Annotated in this window: 15 protein-coding genes; 7 read left to right on the forward strand and 8 right to left on the reverse strand. The window is 32.9% G+C overall.

Going from position 1 to position 18678, the window contains the following annotated elements; genetic code table 11:
- Window positions 1–12: 12 nt before the first annotated feature.
- From JC605_RS21160 to JC605_RS21175, 4 genes are all read right to left on the reverse strand, one after another.
- Complete coding sequence (locus JC605_RS21160) at window positions 13–1143, reverse strand: ABC transporter substrate-binding protein (RefSeq protein WP_198858085.1); 1131 nt, start codon at window positions 1141–1143, stop codon at window positions 13–15.
- A gap of 49 nt (window positions 1144–1192) precedes the next feature.
- Window positions 1193–1786 carry a phage tail protein gene (locus JC605_RS21165; RefSeq protein WP_233074192.1) on the reverse strand — a complete coding sequence of 198 codons (594 nt, stop codon included), beginning with the start codon at window positions 1784–1786 and terminating at the stop codon, window positions 1193–1195.
- A 213-nt stretch (window positions 1787–1999) separates the two neighbouring features.
- Entirely contained in the window at window positions 2000–4354 is a 2355-nt protein-coding gene (locus JC605_RS21170; protein ID WP_198858086.1) for a mechanosensitive ion channel family protein, read from the reverse strand.
- 95 nt (window positions 4355–4449) lie between these two features.
- Window positions 4450–4695, reverse strand: coding sequence for a hypothetical protein (locus tag JC605_RS21175; RefSeq protein WP_198858087.1), 246 nt, complete (start codon window positions 4693–4695; stop codon window positions 4450–4452).
- 90 nt (window positions 4696–4785) lie between these two features.
- Here JC605_RS21175 and JC605_RS21180 point away from each other — a divergent pair, with 90 nt between their 5' ends.
- Window positions 4786–5079, forward strand: a complete 294-nt coding sequence (locus JC605_RS21180; RefSeq protein WP_198858088.1) for a helix-turn-helix domain-containing protein — start codon at window positions 4786–4788, stop codon at window positions 5077–5079.
- A 132-nt stretch (window positions 5080–5211) separates the two neighbouring features.
- On the opposite strand, the gene JC605_RS21185 is transcribed toward JC605_RS21180, so the two are convergent.
- The 3 genes from JC605_RS21185 to JC605_RS21195 form a co-directional block, all read right to left on the reverse strand.
- The gene (locus JC605_RS21185) at window positions 5212–5541 is read right to left on the reverse strand and encodes a DUF4870 domain-containing protein (RefSeq protein ID WP_198858089.1); all 330 of its coding nucleotides are present in this window, start codon (window positions 5539–5541) and stop codon (window positions 5212–5214) included.
- Between the two features lie 132 nt (window positions 5542–5673).
- Entirely contained in the window at window positions 5674–6414 is a 741-nt protein-coding gene (locus JC605_RS21190; protein WP_198858090.1) for a LytTR family DNA-binding domain-containing protein, read from the reverse strand.
- A 3-nt stretch (window positions 6415–6417) separates the two neighbouring features.
- Window positions 6418–8436: a sensor histidine kinase gene (locus JC605_RS21195; protein ID WP_198858091.1), complete on the reverse strand. Its 2019-nt coding sequence runs from the start codon at window positions 8434–8436 to the stop codon at window positions 6418–6420.
- A 247-nt stretch (window positions 8437–8683) separates the two neighbouring features.
- Between JC605_RS21195 and JC605_RS21200 the strand changes: the two genes are divergently transcribed.
- The 6 genes from JC605_RS21200 to JC605_RS21225 all read left to right on the forward strand — a co-directional run bounded on the left by JC605_RS21200 (window position 8684) and on the right by JC605_RS21225 (window position 16326).
- Complete coding sequence (locus JC605_RS21200; RefSeq protein ID WP_198858092.1) at window positions 8684–9130, forward strand: hypothetical protein; 447 nt, start codon at window positions 8684–8686, stop codon at window positions 9128–9130.
- A 4-nt stretch (window positions 9131–9134) separates the two neighbouring features.
- Window positions 9135–9596, forward strand: coding sequence for a hypothetical protein (locus JC605_RS21205; protein ID WP_198858093.1), 462 nt, complete (start codon window positions 9135–9137; stop codon window positions 9594–9596).
- A complete protein-coding gene (locus tag JC605_RS21210; RefSeq protein WP_198858094.1) occupies window positions 9574–10095 on the forward strand; it encodes a hypothetical protein in 522 nt (173 codons plus the stop codon). Before JC605_RS21205 ends, JC605_RS21210 begins: the two co-directional genes overlap by 23 nt.
- A 263-nt stretch (window positions 10096–10358) precedes the next feature.
- A complete protein-coding gene (locus JC605_RS21215; RefSeq protein WP_198858095.1) occupies window positions 10359–10736 on the forward strand; it encodes a hypothetical protein in 378 nt (125 codons plus the stop codon).
- Window positions 10737–10816: 80 nt separating this feature from the next.
- Window positions 10817–15193: a CusA/CzcA family heavy metal efflux RND transporter gene (locus tag JC605_RS21220; protein ID WP_198858096.1), complete on the forward strand. Its 4377-nt coding sequence runs from the start codon at window positions 10817–10819 to the stop codon at window positions 15191–15193.
- Between the two features lie 2 nt (window positions 15194–15195).
- Entirely contained in the window at window positions 15196–16326 is a 1131-nt protein-coding gene (locus tag JC605_RS21225; protein WP_198858097.1) for an efflux RND transporter periplasmic adaptor subunit, read from the forward strand.
- A gap of 324 nt (window positions 16327–16650) precedes the next feature.
- Here the strand turns inward: JC605_RS21225 and JC605_RS21230 are convergent, their stop codons facing one another.
- Window positions 16651–18591 (reverse strand): oleate hydratase, encoded by a 1941-nt coding sequence (locus JC605_RS21230; RefSeq protein WP_198858098.1) that lies wholly within the window; start codon window positions 18589–18591, stop codon window positions 16651–16653.
- Window positions 18592–18678 lie beyond the last annotated feature (87 nt).

An 18678-nucleotide genomic window follows, 5' to 3' on the forward strand; every position in this document is an offset into this window, starting at 1 on the left:
CATACAATTTAGTTAATGACATAGATAAGCATTGTCCCAGCCTCCTATATGGTCAGGTTTTGTTAGTGAGGCAAAAGCTCTAATAAAACCGCCATCGTTTAATAACGTTTCAATTTTTCTAAAGCTTATAGAATTAAAAGAATCCAAATTTAATTGGTATATATAGTGATTGAATAGTGTTCTATTGGTAGTGGTATCAAATCGGATATTACCTCTTGGGCCATCAATATCTAATTTGTACATTTCTTCAATTAAAGAGTTTGTTTTTAAACTGTCAGCATTTAAAAGTATATTCTTTAATATTAATCCATTTTCGTATCCTAAAACTGAAAAGAAAGAAGGAATCTCTTTATAAACCTCTTTATAAAGTGAAGTGAAATTGGTTGAAGTAGTATCATTTTGCATCCAGCTGCTCACTACATAAAGCTCAGAAGGATTATTTTTATACTCCTCCAAAATTTTATCGTTAATAAAAAAAGGAGTTACATAAAAAGGATACTTTTGAGTAAGTTTATTTTGTTTCAGAAAAGCAGCATTCTCTTCAGCATATAAACCACTATAAAACGCAAAAACAGCATTGGGTTGCTGTGTATTTATAGTGTGATCCATATGTAATGCTTCATTTTCTCTTGGCATAAAAGGAGTAATGTAATGTCCTGTAAATTGATTTTTTTCTTTAAATGCATATTCTAATGCAGAAAGCAAGCCATATCCTGAATCATAAAATGAAGTAGAAGAGGCGATTTGATATTTTTTAGCGATAAAGTATTGGCCTAAATAATAGCAAGAATCTGTTAGTCCTAATGAATTTATAAATATACCTTCATATGCAGATGCTTGATAAGGAGTTGCTGCTCCTAAATCTGCTGCCAAAAATAAGATGTTATTATTAGAAGCATAATTATAAACTTCAGACATGTTGCAATGTCCCATAAAACCAATTATAATTGATACATCTTCTTGAAAGTTAAGTTTCTGAATTTTATCAATTATTAGTTTTTCATCAGCACCAACACCAATACTTTCTACAAAAAATTTTACATTTAAATTATTGAGTTTTAAACCTCTTATAAAATCTTTATCTAATGAAGGATACTGTTGCGACTTTGGAATTAAAATGCCTATTTTAATGTCGTTATCCATAAAATGAGATTAAAAAAATAGAGGCATTTTTTGCCTCTATTTTGAATTATTAGTTTCTAGATGGAAAAAGCCCAGATAATGCAATACACATATTGACAGCAAGATATGGACTGTGTAAATCAAAAGGTTGAGTGCCTCCAATTACTCCTGTATTACCTCCAATTGCTACAGATGCAGTAATGCCACCAATTGCGTCTGTTCCGCTTCCTCCTGGTTCACTGTAGATATTTGGTGTTGAACCACCTGAGGAAAAAGAGTTATTTCCAGCATCAGTTATATTTGTAATTGTTCCTCCAACTACAGAATTTGCAGTTAAGGTTACTGCTGCTGTAGCAGTACCTGCAAGTGGATGTGAGTGAGCAGGCATATTATTTACTAACAAAGTCATTGTTTCGCTACCTGCTTTTTGTCCTATTACAAAATTGCTTAAACCTGGTCCTTGACCAAAATGAATAGGAGCTCTTCCTCTTAAATCAGGTAAACCAAATGTGGTGATGCCATCGCCGCCATAAATTGTTCCAAGCAATGAAAATAAAGCTGAATTCTGAGTGATTGCTACCAGCTGGCCATTACAGGCAGCCCAGCCTCTAGGTGGGTAATTGAATCCGAAACTCAAAATTGTTCCGAGGTAAACTTCCATCATAATTTTTTAGATTTAATAGTTAATTTTAGTTTTTCGTAGTATTTTACTACAATGCTAAATTACTTTATAACAAAATCATGGATGCACGGGTTTATACGTGTTTTTAAGTAAAGTCTTATATTTTAACACATTACTATAAAAATATAGCAATATTTAAAATATTGTCTTAATAAAAAAGGCGGTAAAATTAATTACCGCCTTTTCTGTTTTTTATTAACTTGAGAAAGTTAAACCTTTATTTTTGAAGCTGACATAAAGTTCTTGCCTCGCTGAACTTATCGTTTCTTCCGTTCTGTAAATACTGCACCAAAACTTGATTAAAAGTTTATACTTTCCATCAGAAATTGAGCTGTAGTATATTTGTGATGGTTTTAAATTGTTTACTAAAGGAAGATTAGCAAGCGTTTCGGTTACGATTGTATTAATTTCTTCTGGAATTGTTTCTCCATTAATTTCAAAAGTGATTTCGACCAATTTAAAATTGTCAGTATACGTCCAATTGGTGATATTTTGAGATAATAAGTTACCATTCGGAATAATAATTTCAGCACCATTTGGAGCATTAATCTTAGTAGTACGAAGTCCCATCGATTTGATACGGCCAGATTCAGAACTAATTTCTACCACGTCGCCAACTTGAATTGGTTTGTCAAAAATTAAAATAATTCCCGATACAAAATTGTTTACCACATTCTGAAGTCCAAGTCCGACACCGACACCTAAAGCACCGAGAAGAATACTCAGCTTATCTAAAGGCATTCCAGAAGCAGCAACAGCAAGAAGATAACCGCTTATTAGAACAACTAATCGTGTAATAAGCAATTTAGAATGCTGTCTTTTATTAATATTTTCTTCGTTTTCGTCATCAATTTCTCCAAAGAAATAAGCAACATATTTTTGAAGCAAATGCGCGGCCCAAATAATAATAAAAAATAAAACAACGCTTCCTAAAGTAAACGTAATGCTTCCAATTGTATTAGGATGGCTTAATAACTTTCCTAATGAACCGCGAAGTGATTCCCAAATATTCAAATTTGAAGCAATTACAATTAGCCACATATAACTAATTACAATGATAAATGGTTTTTTCAAAGTGTCTGATAAACTTTCATAATCAAACATTTTTTCAATTCCTCTTTTTACTCTAGTCGTATAAATTTGAAGTAAAATAATCTCTAAAATAATTTTTAAAAGAACACTTAAAGCAACAATTTGAGTAAGTGAAATAAAAGCCGTAATACTTAACATATTAGAAAGAGAAACTCTTCCAAATAAATTATATAAAATTGATAAAATATTTAGTCCAATAAAAATGATACTTGCCCATTTAAAAAAGCCTTTTATATAAAGTTCTTCTTTAAGTGTTTTTATTTGAACCAATCCGTAACGAATCCCTAAAATATTAATCGCTACAAAAGCAAAACGCTGTAATAATCCAATTGTAATAAACAAATCCAAAAAGCAAAGCGCAAAGAATAATCCTAAAAGAAAAAGCCAATTTCTCATGGCAACTCCAGACCATTGATTTTTAAAAAGAAAGATTAAAACCCCTAAAAGGAAAAGCTGGATTAATTCTAAAAATAGTGCGGGAGCGTATAAATTGGTTACTACAGCAATATTTAATGCAATAACTAGAATTGGCAGTAAAACACCTCGGTTTAAATATTTGAAATTTAAAAGCTGTAGATTCTCGGCATAACCATTTGTGTTTAGATATTTAATATTTCGAGAAATATACCAAAACAAAAGTCCCATAAAGAAACACAGCGTAATAAGTCCGCCAGCTTTGTAGCCTAAATAATATGCGGATACATTTTCTTCAATTATAATTTTGGCCCCAATATTATGTTTTACTCTTTTCTTTGCAACAGAATCATTAATCTGCCATAAAGAAGGATATTCTTTATTGAAAATGCTAATTCCAGATTTTTCCAGTTTTCCTTCAACGGCAACTAAAGCATTAGAAACAGAAATTTTTCGTTGTACTGTAAGTCGTTTTTTATTGTTTAAAGTAGTTTGGTTTTTAGTCATTAAACTATCAGTAGCAACATATCTTTTTCTAAGATCTCCAAATTCTTTCTTAAATTGTTTACGGCGAATAGTATCCTTTATTAAGGTAATTAAAGTTTTGTCTTTTCGAAGATCAATTACACGTTTTTTGATGTTTTCAAGATCCAGATTTTTAGCATTAATTGCCTTATTCTGTTCCTCCAGTTCTTGTTGAATTTCTTGTAGAACAATACGGTACATCTGCTGGTTTCGCACATTAGGATTAGCACCTTTCAAACTAGCCAAAATTAAGTCCAGTTTACTTTCTGTACGTTTCATTTCGCCAAAAAGATGACGCGTATCACCTGCAAAATCGATATCATTATAAGCAGATTCTAATACTTCTCCGGCTTTTTCAATTGCCATTAAGTAATCGCTATCTGTAGCCGTAGTGTCGTTAAATAATCTTCCGCGGCTTTCTTTTTTAACTGTTTTCTGTTGTTGTGCGTAGTTAAATTGAGAGAATAAAAGAAGTAAAAATAGAGAGAGAAAATAAAAAGTCTTTTTGTGAATAATCATAATTTAAGGGCTTGTTAATTGAGCCCAAATTTAATTTTTTTTGAATGACTTTGCAGTTAAGAAAATTTAAATTTAAAAAATTAAATATGAAGGTTTTATTCTAAGTTTCTGTTAGCAATTTCATGTTGTATTTCTTTAAGAAAATTAGAGTTGATAATAAGAAAAGCAATCGATAAAGGAAATATCATTAAAGTTAATAATCCTTTCTCGAGAAATAGAAATACGATTAGAAGAAGAAGTAAGATGGCAATTAAAATTAAAACTTTAATCGTTTTTTTTATTTTTTTCTGTGTTCTTAATAACTCTTCAACGCTCATTTCGCTTGGTTTCTTTGCTTTCATTTTATATTTTTACTTTAGATTTACAACAAAATTTGATTAAAAAACTTTCGAAAACAATAGGTCAATTTTTTTTGACTACCCGCAATAATTATGGAAGAAACAGAAACTTGTCCCGCACAAAGACTCTTAAAAGTATTATCTGGAAAATGGAAAGCAGAAATTTTTCGTTTAGCTGTAGAGTCACCTTTACGTTTTAATAAATTACTGCGTCAAATTCAAGGCTCAAATAAGCAATCTTTGGCTACAGCTTTAAAAGAATTGGAAGAAGAAGGTCTTTTAGAAAAGGTAACTATTAAGTTGAAACCTCTTCATATCGAATATAATTTGACAGAAAAAGGAAAATCGTTAATTCCTGTTTTTCAGCAATTAGAAGGGTTGGCATAAATTTTTAATTTTTGTATTAAAAGTAGAAAGATCCTCAAATACTGCTCACTGCTAAGATAGCCAATGAAGTTCTCTGAGAATCATCTCCTACATCCAAAAAATAAAAACGTCAGCTAAAAAAAGCTAGACAGATTAGTCAATAAAGCTGAATTTATCTTCAAAAACTTGTCCAACTAACGGAATTGGTTTTTTTTGCTCGTTGGCAGCATTTATGATTCCGAAAATCCATAAAATAAGAATAACGTATCCAATGTAGCTTAAAAAGTAAAGTGCTGGAACGATAGTTACAATAATAGACAAAGCAACATTTATTACTAAAGAAACCAGAAAAATTCCGAATCCTTGTTTTAAATGGTATCTCACCAAATCACTTTTAGGTGTTAAATCTTTACTTTTAACAAAAGCTATAATCCAACCAATAATAGTGACATAGCTAAGAATAGAAAGGGTTTTATTATTCATAGTTTAAGTTATTTATTGGGTCAAAAGTATATACTAGGAATAGGACTTGGAATAGTTACTTTGTCTACTGCGCTTTTTAGTTGGTATTTGTCGTATTTAAATCGGTAAGAGGTAAAATGTGTTTTTCAAAGATTAAATTTCCTCTTTCATTAATTTGAAAAACTGCTCTTTTTTTCCTCTCGAAATGGGCACAACCGATTTGTCATTCATGTGAACCATTCCTTCGCGGGAATAACTTATAATTGAATTTACATTGATCAAATGCGACTGATGAATACGGAAAAACATTGGCGGTTCCAGCAAATCTTCATAGTTTTTTAAAGGTTTAGAAACCATAATTTTTCGGCCATCGATCAAAAAGAAAGTGGTGTAAGAACCAGAGGTTTCACATCTTATAATTTGTTCTAATTTAACTACATACATAGCTTCTTGAGTAGGCAATATAATGCGGTCGGGAGTTTTAGAAAGGTTATTTTGCAATTCGCTTAACTGCTGTTTTTCTAAAACTCTTTCCTGTAAAAGCGAAATCCTTTCAATTGCAGTTTTAAGTTCATCTGGATCAATTGGTTTTAGAAGATAATCTATTGCGCTGTATTTGAAAGCATTAATAGCATGCTGTTCGTAAGCAGTTGTAAAAATAAGATGAAAAGAGTTGAAGGAAACTTGTTTTAGAACATCAAACCCAGTTCCGTTTTGAAGCATTATATCCATAAAAACCAAATCAGGCTGCATACGGTCAATTAATTTTACAGCTTCTTCAACACTTTCGGCGTAAGCGATAATTTGAATTTCTTCTGGCGCAACCATTTCCAACATGATGGATAAAGCTTCGCGAATGCGTTGTTCGTCTTCTATAATGATAGTTTTGTACATTTTCTATAATATTGGAATATTAATAATAACAATGCAGCCCGTTTCTCCGTTGTCTGCATTTCGTTCTAAAACCTGAAAACCAGCGTATGGATGATCTTTTTGCATTTTAGCTAATCTTTCGTCAGTAATTGTTGTAGAAAGAGAGGTATGATTTTCGTTTGTTTTTAATTTCCTTGAAGCTGTAAGTCCGATTCCGTTGTCTTTTATCGTGCAAATTAGATTTCTTTGTTGCGTCTGCTGTGAGAAATTAATTTGCAAGACACCTTTTTCTTCTTTTGGTTTTGGTTTTAATCCGTGTTCGACAGCATTTTCAATAAAAGGTTGAATCAAAAGTGGCGGAATAAGAATATCCTCTTCAACAGATTCATCGCAAACAATCGCATATTCGAAACTATTATTAAGACGCAATTGTTGCAATTCGATGTAATTTTTTAAAGTGCCAATTTCTTCTTCTAAAGAAATGGTTTCCTTTCTCGATTGTTCTAGAATCTGGCGTGTGAGTTTGGCAAATTTATTCAAATAAGAAACCGCCGGAATCGTGTCTTTCTGCAAAATCATACTCTGAATATTTCCCAAAGCATTAAAAATAAAATGCGGATCTATTTGAGAACGCAATAATCTTCTTTCTAACGAAAGTCTGGTTGCAAGGTTTTCAATGGTTTCTTTTTCCATTAATTGCAGCTTCAATTCACTATTGGTTTGTTCTTGTTTTAAAATTTCTTCACGCTTTAAATAATAACGCTGCCTGAAATAGTAAGATCGAAACATAAAAACAAGTCCAAGCAAAAGAACGCCAGCAATTCCGTAGCCTAAAAGTTTATTTTGCTGCTCCAATTCATTTTCCAACTCAAGCTGTTTTATACGCTCCATTTTTTTGGAAGACTCAAATCTGGCATCTGCATTTTGCAAAAGCTTCTGAGTAGTTTCATTATATTTTAACTGATTGTATTTTGTAAACAAGGTATCGTATGCATAATACGCTTCAAAATCATGACGCTTTGCAGAAACTTCTTTTAAGCAATTGTAAAAAGTAGCTAATAAATAATTATCGGTGTAAGGTAGACTAAGCTGGTATTTTATGCCTTCAATAAAAAGCATTTCGGCTTTTACATAATTTCCTTTTTCGGTATAATAAAAACCTTGAAGGCCTATGGCGCTTCTGTAAATGATTTTAATATTATATTTTTTGGCAATTGCAGTAGCTTTTTCAAGGTTGTCAAACAAGGCAGTTTCATTAATTGGTTTCGGACCTTTAGAATAAAGATCTGCCAGATTGATGTAAGCAATTCCGATATTGCTTTTGCTAATGATATCAAAAGATTCTTTTTCGGCCAGTACCACTGTAGTTTTTAAAAAATCCAAAGTCTTTTGCCAATCTTTCTCTGTTCCAGATTCGAGTTTATCGGTCAAATAGCCTCCGTAAGCTAATCTTGCATACAATTTACTTTCTGGATCTTTTGCTTTATAGGCATGTTCTAGAGCTTCTTGCGCATATTTATGCACCTTTTCTGGCGATGCCGGAGAAAATAGATAAGATATATCGGCCGCAATTTTAGCACATTGATCATGAGCATTTATTTTTGAGAAAAGTGTATACGAATGCAATAAATGGTCGATGGCCTGAGGTTTATCATCTATATAAGATTTTAAATTTCCCATTGCTAGAGAAGCAAAAGCTTTAACTCTTGTTTTGCTGCTTTTTTGAGCTAAAATATAAGCAGTGTCTGCATAACGAGTAAATTCTTTTAAATGCAATAAACGCCTTTGCGTAAGCGCGAGATACGAATAACAAATAACTTCATCGTCAATATTCTTTTTTTTCTTGGCTAAATTAAGAGCTTGCTGCTGAATTTTTTTACTGGCAGATGAATCAGAAAAACGTTTAGAATAACCGTAGGACGCGATTTTTTCTACAGCCGAAACTTGTGCATTTAAAGTGGTGAAGAAAAACAAAATTAGAAACGAGAATAACCATTTCGTTTTCGTGTTTTTTATCTGATTTAAAGTAGTTTTTTCGTGCATATATTGTGGTAATTAAAGCCAAAATACAAATTGAAAATAGACTGACCAAAAAAATCACCCAGCAAATTTGACAAGAAATTCCCTTGTAAAGTCTCTGTGTAGAAGTGGTTAAAGAGCGCTTTTTCTCGATACTGGCATAGAATTACCAAATAAAAATCTAAAGCATCCATTTGCCAATTTCAAATTGTGGCAAGTTGATCTTCGTAGTAATCTTGCTGTTATAAATTATTTTTAAAACTATAAAATTATGAATAAGATTTTTTTTACATTATTAGTGGTAGCTTGCCTTTTTATATCATCATTAAGTTATGGGCAAGAAGACAGACGGATTAAAATAGAAATCGCTTTGAAAGATGGTAACAAAACGACAAAAGCGATATTGCGATCTGCTACATTTTCTTTTACAAAATCTACTGTTAGTGGAACAGAATCGGAGGTAAAAAACAATTATTACTTTTCTCTTGATTTTGAAAAACAAGATATTGCCTTGCTGGCAGTTTTAATGAAAAATAAAGCAGGAGTTGATGGTCAGATTACTATGACCGATATATTGGGAAAGCTTCCTACAAGAAAATTTGATTTTACAAAAGGAAGAGTAGATTCTTTAAGCGATCAATTAACTGCCGATTATACCAGTGCTTACATCTCACTTCTTTGTGATTCTCTGATTATTGATGGCGTTAAAATTGAGTAGAGAAATGATTGAATTGAAGAAATTCACAAAAGAAGGAAATCTATATGTCATGAAAAGACAATACGGCTTTGGTCTAATTGTGGTACTCGCGATGATAGCTTTTACTATTGGAGGCATTTATTATAAAAATAATGCAGTAATTGGCATTTTTGGAGTCTTGGCTGCTATATGTTTTATTGCGATTTGGCAGGAAGGATTTAGTATTGATCTGGACCAAAATGAATTTAGAATAAAAAACGGCTTGATTAATAAACCCGTTCTGATTCCGATTGCTGATTTTCTCAATTTTGAATTGGTCAAAGTGAAACATAATCTTATCACAACAAACGTTTCCTTAAATCTTTATTACAGAAAAGAAAACAAGGAGAAATGCACTGGAATTGCCCAAGGTTTTACAACTAGATCCATGCAGAATTTGATGAATGAAATTAATGAAATTTTAGATGAACATTCGAGAAAGATATAACATCCAAGAAACGCTTCATTATTTTTCATTAAATCCGCAAAAAACATCAGTAACTCAATCCTGGTGGTTTTTGGCTGGAATAACGGCAGGAGTAATAGCTTTATTATTGTTTTTTAATTATCTAGGAGAAGAAATGCGTTGGGTAATAGGTATATTTCTAGTATACTTTTTGATTCATTTTTTATATGATATTCAAATAGCCTCTAAAATTCAGTTTACGTTTGATGCTCGTAACAATGTCGTTTACAAAACAAGTCCGTTAATTTCAAAAAAGAAAATAATGAATCTGGATGAAGCCATAATTTTTGTTCAATCAGAAAGGGAAAGCTGGTATTATGCTCTAGGAGCAAGGAAAAGTCAGTTTATTAAGAATTATAGAATTAGTGAAGGATTTACTTCGGGAAGAAAAAGTGATGAAAGACAAGAGGCCTATGAGAATTTAATTTTAACTAAAATACGGGCGCTTTTAGAAAATGCAAATTCAAATATTAATAATTAATTCTGTACTAAAAATACAGTTATAAAAATTTAAGAATACAACGAATCAATTCTTATTGAATTGATTCGTTTTTTGTTTTATAAAAAAGTATAGCAGTATTGAAAGCTAGAAAGATAGTGTATGATTTTGACGATTTGACAGTAAAATGGGACATCGATATTGAAATAAACAAAATCAGTATTCCATATTTCTAAATTGTTAAAAGACCCTTTTTGCTAGTTTAAAAAGATGAAATCTTGAAGAATTTAAATTAAATTTGCTTCGTGCGAAAACAAATTGTCTACATATTCATTTTTCTAATAGCTTCAAACAGCAGTTTTGTACAGCAGTTTTACAAACTGCCAATCCTGATAGAACATTTTCAGGAGCATCAAAAGCTGCAAGGCGTAAGCTTTATAGATTTCTTGTCTATGCATTATTGGGGAGAAGATCTAGAAGACAATGACGGAGATAGAGACATGCAGCTTCCTTTTAAAACAATTAGCACTAGCTCGGTTCACTTTGTTTTTATTTTAGAAGACAAAGACTTGCTTCCGGTTCCTTTCAATCCAGAATTACCACAATTAAAAATTCCAACTTACAGATCGGATCTTTTTTCAGATCCAAATCTACTTTCTTTATTTAGACCTCCAATCGCATAATTAATTTTTAAATTTTTTATTGAAGTGGCTGAGACGTATCGTTTTCAGTTGCTCATTTATTATTTTTTAATTAATACATTATGCTTAATAAAGTAATTCAGTTCTCAGTTAAGAACAAACTGGCAATTGGAATCTTTACACTACTGTGGATTATCTACGGTGTGTATGAAGTTACCCAATTACCAATTGATGCTGTGCCAGACATCACTAATAATCAGGTGCAAATTATCACAACAGCCCCTTCGCTTGGCGCCGAAGATGTAGAAAGGTTAATTACTTTCCCAATCGAACAAGCGATAAGTAATATTCCAAATTTAAAAGAAAGCAGAAGTATTTCTCGTTTCGGACTTTCTCTTGTAAGTGTCGTTTTTGACGACGATGCCGATGTATATTGGGCACGTCAACAAATTGCTGAAAGACTCCAGCAAGTAGAAATTGATCGAAACGCCAATTCGCCTGAAATGGCACCTGTAACAACTGGTTTGGGAGAAATCTATCAATATGTTTTAAAACCAAAACCAGGTTACGAAGAAAAATATTCTCTAGAAGACTTAAGAACAATTCAAGACTGGACAATCAGAAGACAGCTTTTGGGAACGCAAGGAATTGCCGATGTTTCTACTTTTGGAGGAAAATTAAAACAGTATGAAATTGCGGTAAATCCTGCTAGATTAAAAGCCCAAAATTTAACGATTAGTGAAGTTTTTACGGCTTTGAATACTAGTAACGAAAACACTGGAGGAGCTTATATTGAGAAAGGTCCAACAGTTTCTTATATTAGAAGTACAGGTTTAGCCAAAAGCATTAAAGACATTGAAAACATTGTTGTTAAAAGTACGCAAGGTGGACTTCCGATTCTGGTAAAAGATGTTGCCGATGTGAAGATTTCTTCTGCGATTCGTTACGGTGCTTTAACGACAGACGAATATGGGGAATCGGTTGGTGGAATTGTAATGATGCTGAAAGGTGAAAACGCCAATAATGTTATCGTCAATGTAAAAGACAAAATTGCTCAAATCGAGAAAATTCTTCCTGAAGGTTTAAAAATCGAACCTTTCTTAGACAGAACAAAAATGGTAGACAACGCCATTGGTACAGTAGAAAAAAACTTAATAGAAGGAGCTTTAATCGTTGTTCTAATTCTGGTTTTATTTTTAGGAAATCTTAGGGCAGGTTTTATTGTAGCTTCAGTAATTCCGTTAGCGATGCTTTTTGCCATTATTATGATGAATACTTTTGGCGTTAGCGGAAACTTAATGAGTCTTGGAGCATTAGACTTCGGATTAATTGTAGATGGAGCTGTAATTATTGTAGAAGCTATTCTGCATCATCTTCACAGTTCAAAAAAATATCAAGTAGTTGATACTATTTCGCAAGAAGAAATGGATAAAGAAGTGACAGGCTCTGCTGCGCGTATGATGAACGCGGCGGTGTTTGGACAAATTATCATTTTGATTGTGTATTTACCAATTCTTTCTCTTCAAGGAATAGAAGGTAAAATGTTTAAACCAATGGCGCAAACTGTTGCATTTGCCATTTTAGGAGCTTTCATTTTGTCATTGACTTATGTGCCAATGGTGAGCGCTTTATTCTTAAGTAAAAAAATTAGCCATAAAAAGAATCTTTCTGATCGTATAATGGCGAAACTAGAAAATGCTTACGAAGGTTGGCTGACGAAAGCTTTAGGCATTAGAAAATCGATTGTTATTGCAGCATTTATACTTTTTGGAATCGCTGTTGTTTTGTTTGGAAGAATGGGAGGAGAGTTTATTCCGCAATTAGAAGAAGGGGATTTTGCCGTTGAAACTCGATTATTGTTAGGAACAAATCTTTCTACGACGACCAAAACTATTGAGAAAATTTCAGCCGAATTAAAGAAGGAATATCCAGAAGTACAACAAGTAGTTTCCAGAATTGGAAGCGCAGAAATCCCAACTGATCCAATGCCAATCGAAGGTGGAGATATGATTATTGTTTTAAAGGATAAATCAGAATGGACAAGCGCTTCTTCATTTCCCGAATTGGCTGATAAAATGACAAAAACCGTTAAAAGAATTGCCCCTGGAGTTACAACAGGATTTCAGTTTCCTGTTCAAATGCGTTTTAACGAATTGATGACAGGAGCAAAACAAGATTTGGTTTGTAAGATTTACGGAGAAGATCTTCAAAAGCTTTCTGAATACGCTGAAAAATTAGGAGCAATTAGTAAAACAGTTGAAGGCGCAGCCGATTTATATGTAGAGAAAGTTACAGGAATGCCGCAAATCGTAATTGATTACAATTGGGCAGAAATGGCGAAATACGGTTTACGCGTGGCTGATGTGAATGCAACGATTAATGCCGCATTCGCAGGAGCTGTTGCTGGAAGTATTTACGAAGGCGAAAAACGTTTCGATATGGTCGTTCGAGTGGAAGACAATGGAAGAAAAGGAATTGAAGATGTTAGAAATCTTTTGATTGCAACGCCATCGGGAATGCAAATTCCGCTTTACCAAGTGGCTAGTGTCGAAGAAGTTGAAGGCCCAAATCAGATTCAGCGTGAAAATGCTAAAAGAAGAATCATCGTTGGCTTTAATGTTCGAGGAAGAGATGTTCAATCTATTGTAGAAGAATTGCAGCAAAAAGTAAATCAGCAAATCAAATTTGATCCAGGTTATTATATTACTTATGGAGGAGCTTTTGAAAACCTTCAGCAAGCAAAAGCAAGATTAGGCGTTGCTGTTCCTGCGGCTTTATTAATGATTTTTGCCTTATTATATTTTGCTTTTAGATCATTTAAAGAAGGAATTATCATTTTTACGGCAATTCCATTATCAGCCATCGGCGGTGTATTTGCATTGGTAATGCGCGACATGCCTTTTAGTATTTCTGCCGGAGTTGGATTTATTGCGCTGTTCGGAGTCGCCGTTTTAAACGGAATTGTTTTAATATCCGAATTCAACCGAATTCAGAAACAAGGAGAAATTACAGATCCTTTCCAAATTATTTTATTAGGAACTAAAAACAGGTTGCGTCCAGTTTTAATGACAGCAGCTGTTGCTTCTCTCGGATTTCTTCCGATGGCATTGAGTAACGGAGCAGGAGCAGAAGTGCAGCGTCCATTAGCAACTGTAGTGATCGGCGGATTGGTAACCGCAACACTTTTAACGCTTTTTGTACTTCCTGCCATTTATTTAATGACGTATCACGCTAAAGTTTTCACTAAAAAAAGAAAAAAGCATATGAATAATCTAACCATTTTATTGAGTATTCTTTTTATTGGTAACATGGCAAAAGCGCAAGAGTTGCCAATTTCGCTTGACGAATCTATTTCTATTGCGATTCAAAATAATCGAATAGTTAAATCGGCTAAATTAAACGAGCAGTCTAAAAGTTATTTGCAGAAAACGGCTTATAATATTCCGCAAACGCAAATAGATGCCGATTACGGACAATTTAATAGCTCGCAGAATGATACACGTTTTGGAATTAGCCAGACTTTTGCTTTTCCGACTGTTTATAGCAATCAGAAAAAAGCTTTAAAAGCCGATTTCAATAAAGCAAAAGCAGAAGTGCAATTGACTTCGCAAGAAATAAAAACTCGTGTTAGAAATATTTACTACGATTATTTGTGGCTCAACAGCAAAAAAGAACTTTTAGTTTACGCTGATTCAATCTACAGGATTATGGAGAAAAAATCAGATTTAAGGTTTAAAGCTGGAGAAGCAAATGTTTTAGAAAAAAGCGCTTCACAATCTGCAAGACAATTCTACAGCAATCAATTGGTAATGGTCAACCGTGATATTGAAATTGCTTTGAATTCGTTCAATGCTATTCTTCAAGATAAAGTGGAGCATACTCCAAAAAAGATGAATTTAAAAGCGGTTTTAAATCGTTCGTCTATCGAAAATTTAAAAGCAGAAAATCTTCCAGCAGTTCAGCGTTCACAGTTTGAATCGGAATCGGCTAAGTATAGATGGAAAACGGAAGGCGCTAAATTACTTCCTGAAATTACTTTAGGATATAACAATCTAAGCATTATCGGAAGTCAAACTAATGCTTCAGGTCAAGAAGTTTATTATGGTAGCGGACAAAGATTTAATTATGTTAATGCAGGTCTTTCGATTCCAATATTTTTCACTAGTCAATCAGAACGAAAAAGAGCCGCAAAAGCAGAATACGAAAGCTTTGTTGAACTTTCTGAAGCAACTAAAATCGAAGTGAAAACGAATATTGAAAATGCAGATCGCGAGCTAAAAAAGTTCCAAGAAAGTTTACAATACTATGAAACTGATGGATTAAAAAATGCTCAAACCATTATAGAAGCGTCAAGCAGTCAATTGCAAAATGGAGATATCGATTACTTGCAATGGGTTTTGGTGGTTAATCAAGCTATCACAATCAAAAGTGAATATTTAGACGCGCTTAATGCTTACAATAAAGCAGTTGTTACACTGCAAAATCTTAATAACATTTAAAAATGAAAAAATATATTGCAGCGTTCATAGGCGCTATATTTCTTATTTCTTGTGGAAATAAGAAAAATGAAGAAACCAAAAGTGCTGAAACTAAAAGCATTGATATTATTAAATTAAGTCCTGAACAAGTTAAAAATGCAGGATTAGAAAGCGGTAATCCAACGGTGAAGAATGTAAAAGAGATTTTACAGCTTCAAGGTACAGTAACAGTTCCGCCAAAAAGCGTAATAAGTATTAGTATTCCGTTGGGAGGTTATGTAAAAAGCACTAATCTTATTGCCGGAATGAACGTTCAGAAAGGTCAGGTTTTGGCTGTTTTAGAAGATATGCAGTTTATAGAATTGCAACAAAATTATCTAATGGCGAAAGAGAAATTCGAATTGGCCCAAAACGAACACAAAAGGCAAAAAGAGTTAAATGCAAATAAAGCGGCGAGTGATAAAGTTTTAGAACAGATTACAACTGAAATGAGAACGCAACGCATTACAATGTCTTCTTTAGAGCAAAAATTAAATCTATTAGGAATTAATGCTAAAACGCTGAATGTTGGAAATATTAGCAAAACGATTCGAGTTGTTTCTCCAATTAATGGTCTGGTTTCTAAAGTAAATGTCAACATTGGAAAATATGTAAATCCGACAGATATGCTTTTTGAATTAATTGATAAAAAAGATATTGTTCTAACTTTAAACGCGTTCGAAAAAGACGTGACTTCGCTTTCAATTGGTCAGACTGTAATGGCTTATACCAATGCTTCTGATGCTAAAAAGTATGCGGCTAAAATCGCTTTTATCAATCAAAGCTTAAATGGAGATCGAGCAGCAGAAATTATCTGTAATGTAAACGCTTATAATCCTGCACTTTTACCTGGTTTGTTTGTAAACGCCGAAGTTGAAATTGAAAATAAGAAAGCGTTAACTGTTCCAGAAGATGCAGTAGTACGTTGGCAAGGAAAATTTTATGTGTTTACAGCTATTGGAAATAACCAGTTTCAAATGAATGAAGTTAAATCTGGAGTCAAAAATGAGGGCTTTACTCAAATTACTTCTGATGCGATTTCTGACTCTTCAAAAGTGGTTGTCAAAAATGCATATACTTTATTGATGTCTGCCATGAATAATGACGAACAATAATGTTTATTTTCTGATTACAATTTAGAGTTAAACAAGAAAACCCAGTAAATTTAGTTTTACTGGGTTTTCAATTTTAACCGCAATATTATTCCAATTTCATTCCGCAAGAATAGCTTATTGATAAAATTAGAATTTGAACGTTTGATTGTTTGACTATATTTTTTTCGATAAAAAGCAGGTGTTCCTACAGGACACATTTCACAACAATATCATGATTTTTCACCGACCAAATATTCCTAACAGAATGTAATTTATTACTTTAGATAAAATGATTCAAATAGTTTTAAATTAATTATTCATAACTCGCAATTCACAATTCACAATTTAATCCTTAACCCCTTTTATCCAATCTTTAAATCGGTTTACCTGTTCTGAAATAAAAGATTCATGTTCTTCTTTATCTTCTTCAATTGGCGGCAAAACATGCTCAAAGTAAGTTCCTCTTAAAACTTTATGCAGAATACTTTCGCCTAAAAATGCTTTTCCGTCATTGAGCGTTCTTACTGCTTTTAGCAAATGACGAATATCATACTGAAGCGGATTAATATCGGGAACCTGTTTGTTTAAATTCAATAACTTATAAACCGCAATTCTAGCCGTTCTAATCGAACTTTCCATTGTGAAAACTACATCATTATTTGTTTCAACAAATTGTCCAATTAAACCAAGATTTTTGCAGCCTTCAGGTACAACTCTAGGACGATCGCCTTTTGCTCGAGGCATAAACATAGAAGTAATGTAGGGCATAAAAGCACTTCGTAAAATTGTATTTTCAATTACATTGTCAAGTTTGTCTATTATTCCGAGATGAAAGCTTAATTCGGCTAAAATTTCGTCTCCTGTACATTCGGGCATTACTTTCTTAATATAATTTCCTGGTTTGTCCATAAACAATGAATAAACCCAAATTACCAAAATATCATCTGGCTGATCTGGAAAGTGGGGCTGTCTGTTACAAGTAAAACTCATTAGCCAATTAGAATCGGTAATCGTGATAATTCCGCCAGTCACTGTTTTTCCTGAGTATGGATCGTTTACCGAGTATTCTTTTAGTTTCTCTACAAAAGCAGAAGGTCGGCAAGTTAAAGTAACAGATTCCCAAGATGATTTTTCGATATTACTGCAGAACTTTTCAGGCTTGCCAAAAATAGGAGATTTTGCTGCAAGATTTTTCCACAACATCCATCCTGGACTTTTACCGCTTGTGGAGTTGTCGATACCAATAATTGGCGCTGTTTTATTGTCTCCATAAAAAGTATCTTCGGTCATAGAACCTGTTGTTACAATAACAAAATCATCCTTTCCGATAGGAGATCTTGATTCTTTTCCTTCATGCTCAGTAATAATTCCTTCAACAATTTTACCTTCAGTATTACTTTGAATAATTAGATCTTTTATAAGCGTATGAAATTTAATATTTACGCCTTTTTCTTCAAGAAATTTTCGAAGCGGAGTAATAAAAGTATCGTATTGATTGTATTTCGGAAAGACTAATGAAGAGAGATCATTTAGTCCGTCAATGGCGTGGAGAAAACGATGCATATAAAGTTTAAGTTCTAATAAACTATGCCAGTTTTCAAAAGCAAACATAGTTCTCCAAAATGTCCAAAAATTGCTTTCTAGAAACGTTGCGCTAAAATAATCTTCAATAGTAAGATCATCTAATTCGTCTTTTCTTTTAAGAAGTAATTTTACAATAGCAAGCTGATCTTTTTTGTTTAAACCAAATTTGCTAAAGTCTTTAATTTCGCCATTTTTATGAATTAAACGCGCTTTAGAATAATTAGAATCATTGTCATTGATTAATCGATATTCATCTAAAACGGTATATGGAGGCGGCATTTCTAGAGCGGGAATATCTTGGAAAATATCCCAAAGATTTTCATAAGTCATATCCATTTCGCGTCCTCCACGAATAATATATCCATCTTTCGGATTTCCTGCGCCGTCCAAAGAACCGCCGTCAATATGAAGTTGTTCTAAAAAAGTGATGTTTTTTGCTGGAATTCGGCCATCTCTTATAAAATAATATGCCGCGGCCATTCCAGCAATTCCGCTTCCTACAATATAGATTTTACTGTTTTCGTGCGATTTGAGTGGAATTCCAATGTTACGTTGGTAATTTCCAATTTGATCTGAAAACGGCATTGATTTTTCTGGGGTGTTTAACTGGGTTTCTGTACTCGAATCTGGTTCATGATTAACATTTCCGTAGGTTGTAGAATTGTTTAGGACTTTGTCAAATTTTGATGTAATATTCTTCATTTTCAAAGCTTTATAAGTTAATTCAACTAATGTAAGCTTAAAATTTGAAAGATAATTCTTTTATTTTTGTGAATAAATACGTATAAT

It is taken from the genome of Flavobacterium sp. IB48, from assembly GCF_016405855.1.
In the GTDB taxonomy this organism is placed as follows: domain Bacteria; phylum Bacteroidota; class Bacteroidia; order Flavobacteriales; family Flavobacteriaceae; genus Flavobacterium; species Flavobacterium ginsengisoli.

Excerpts from the sequence above, each read along its gene's own strand:
- JC605_RS21200 (WP_198858092.1), top strand. The coding sequence starts at position 8,684 with ATGAATAAGATTTTTTTTACATTATTAGTGGTAGCTTGCCTTTTTATA.
- JC605_RS21185 (WP_198858089.1), bottom strand. The coding sequence starts at position 5,541 with ATGAATAATAAAACCCTTTCTATTCTTAGCTATGTCACTATTATTGGT.
- JC605_RS21210 (WP_198858094.1), top strand. The coding sequence starts at position 9,574 with ATGAACATTCGAGAAAGATATAACATCCAAGAAACGCTTCATTATTTT.
- JC605_RS21195 (WP_198858091.1), bottom strand. The coding sequence starts at position 8,436 with ATGCACGAAAAAACTACTTTAAATCAGATAAAAAACACGAAAACGAAA.
- JC605_RS21180 (WP_198858088.1), top strand. The coding sequence starts at position 4,786 with ATGGAAGAAACAGAAACTTGTCCCGCACAAAGACTCTTAAAAGTATTA.
- JC605_RS21165 (WP_233074192.1), bottom strand. The coding sequence starts at position 1,786 with ATGATGGAAGTTTACCTCGGAACAATTTTGAGTTTCGGATTCAATTAC.
- JC605_RS21160 (WP_198858085.1), bottom strand. The coding sequence starts at position 1,143 with ATGGATAACGACATTAAAATAGGCATTTTAATTCCAAAGTCGCAACAG.
- JC605_RS21220 (WP_198858096.1), top strand. The coding sequence starts at position 10,817 with ATGCTTAATAAAGTAATTCAGTTCTCAGTTAAGAACAAACTGGCAATT.
- JC605_RS21205 (WP_198858093.1), top strand. The coding sequence starts at position 9,135 with ATGATTGAATTGAAGAAATTCACAAAAGAAGGAAATCTATATGTCATG.
- JC605_RS21175 (WP_198858087.1), bottom strand. The coding sequence starts at position 4,695 with ATGAAAGCAAAGAAACCAAGCGAAATGAGCGTTGAAGAGTTATTAAGA.
- JC605_RS21170 (WP_198858086.1), bottom strand. The coding sequence starts at position 4,354 with ATGATTATTCACAAAAAGACTTTTTATTTTCTCTCTCTATTTTTACTT.
- JC605_RS21225 (WP_198858097.1), top strand. The coding sequence starts at position 15,196 with ATGAAAAAATATATTGCAGCGTTCATAGGCGCTATATTTCTTATTTCT.
- JC605_RS21230 (WP_198858098.1), bottom strand. The coding sequence starts at position 18,591 with ATGAAGAATATTACATCAAAATTTGACAAAGTCCTAAACAATTCTACA.
- JC605_RS21190 (WP_198858090.1), bottom strand. The coding sequence starts at position 6,414 with ATGTACAAAACTATCATTATAGAAGACGAACAACGCATTCGCGAAGCT.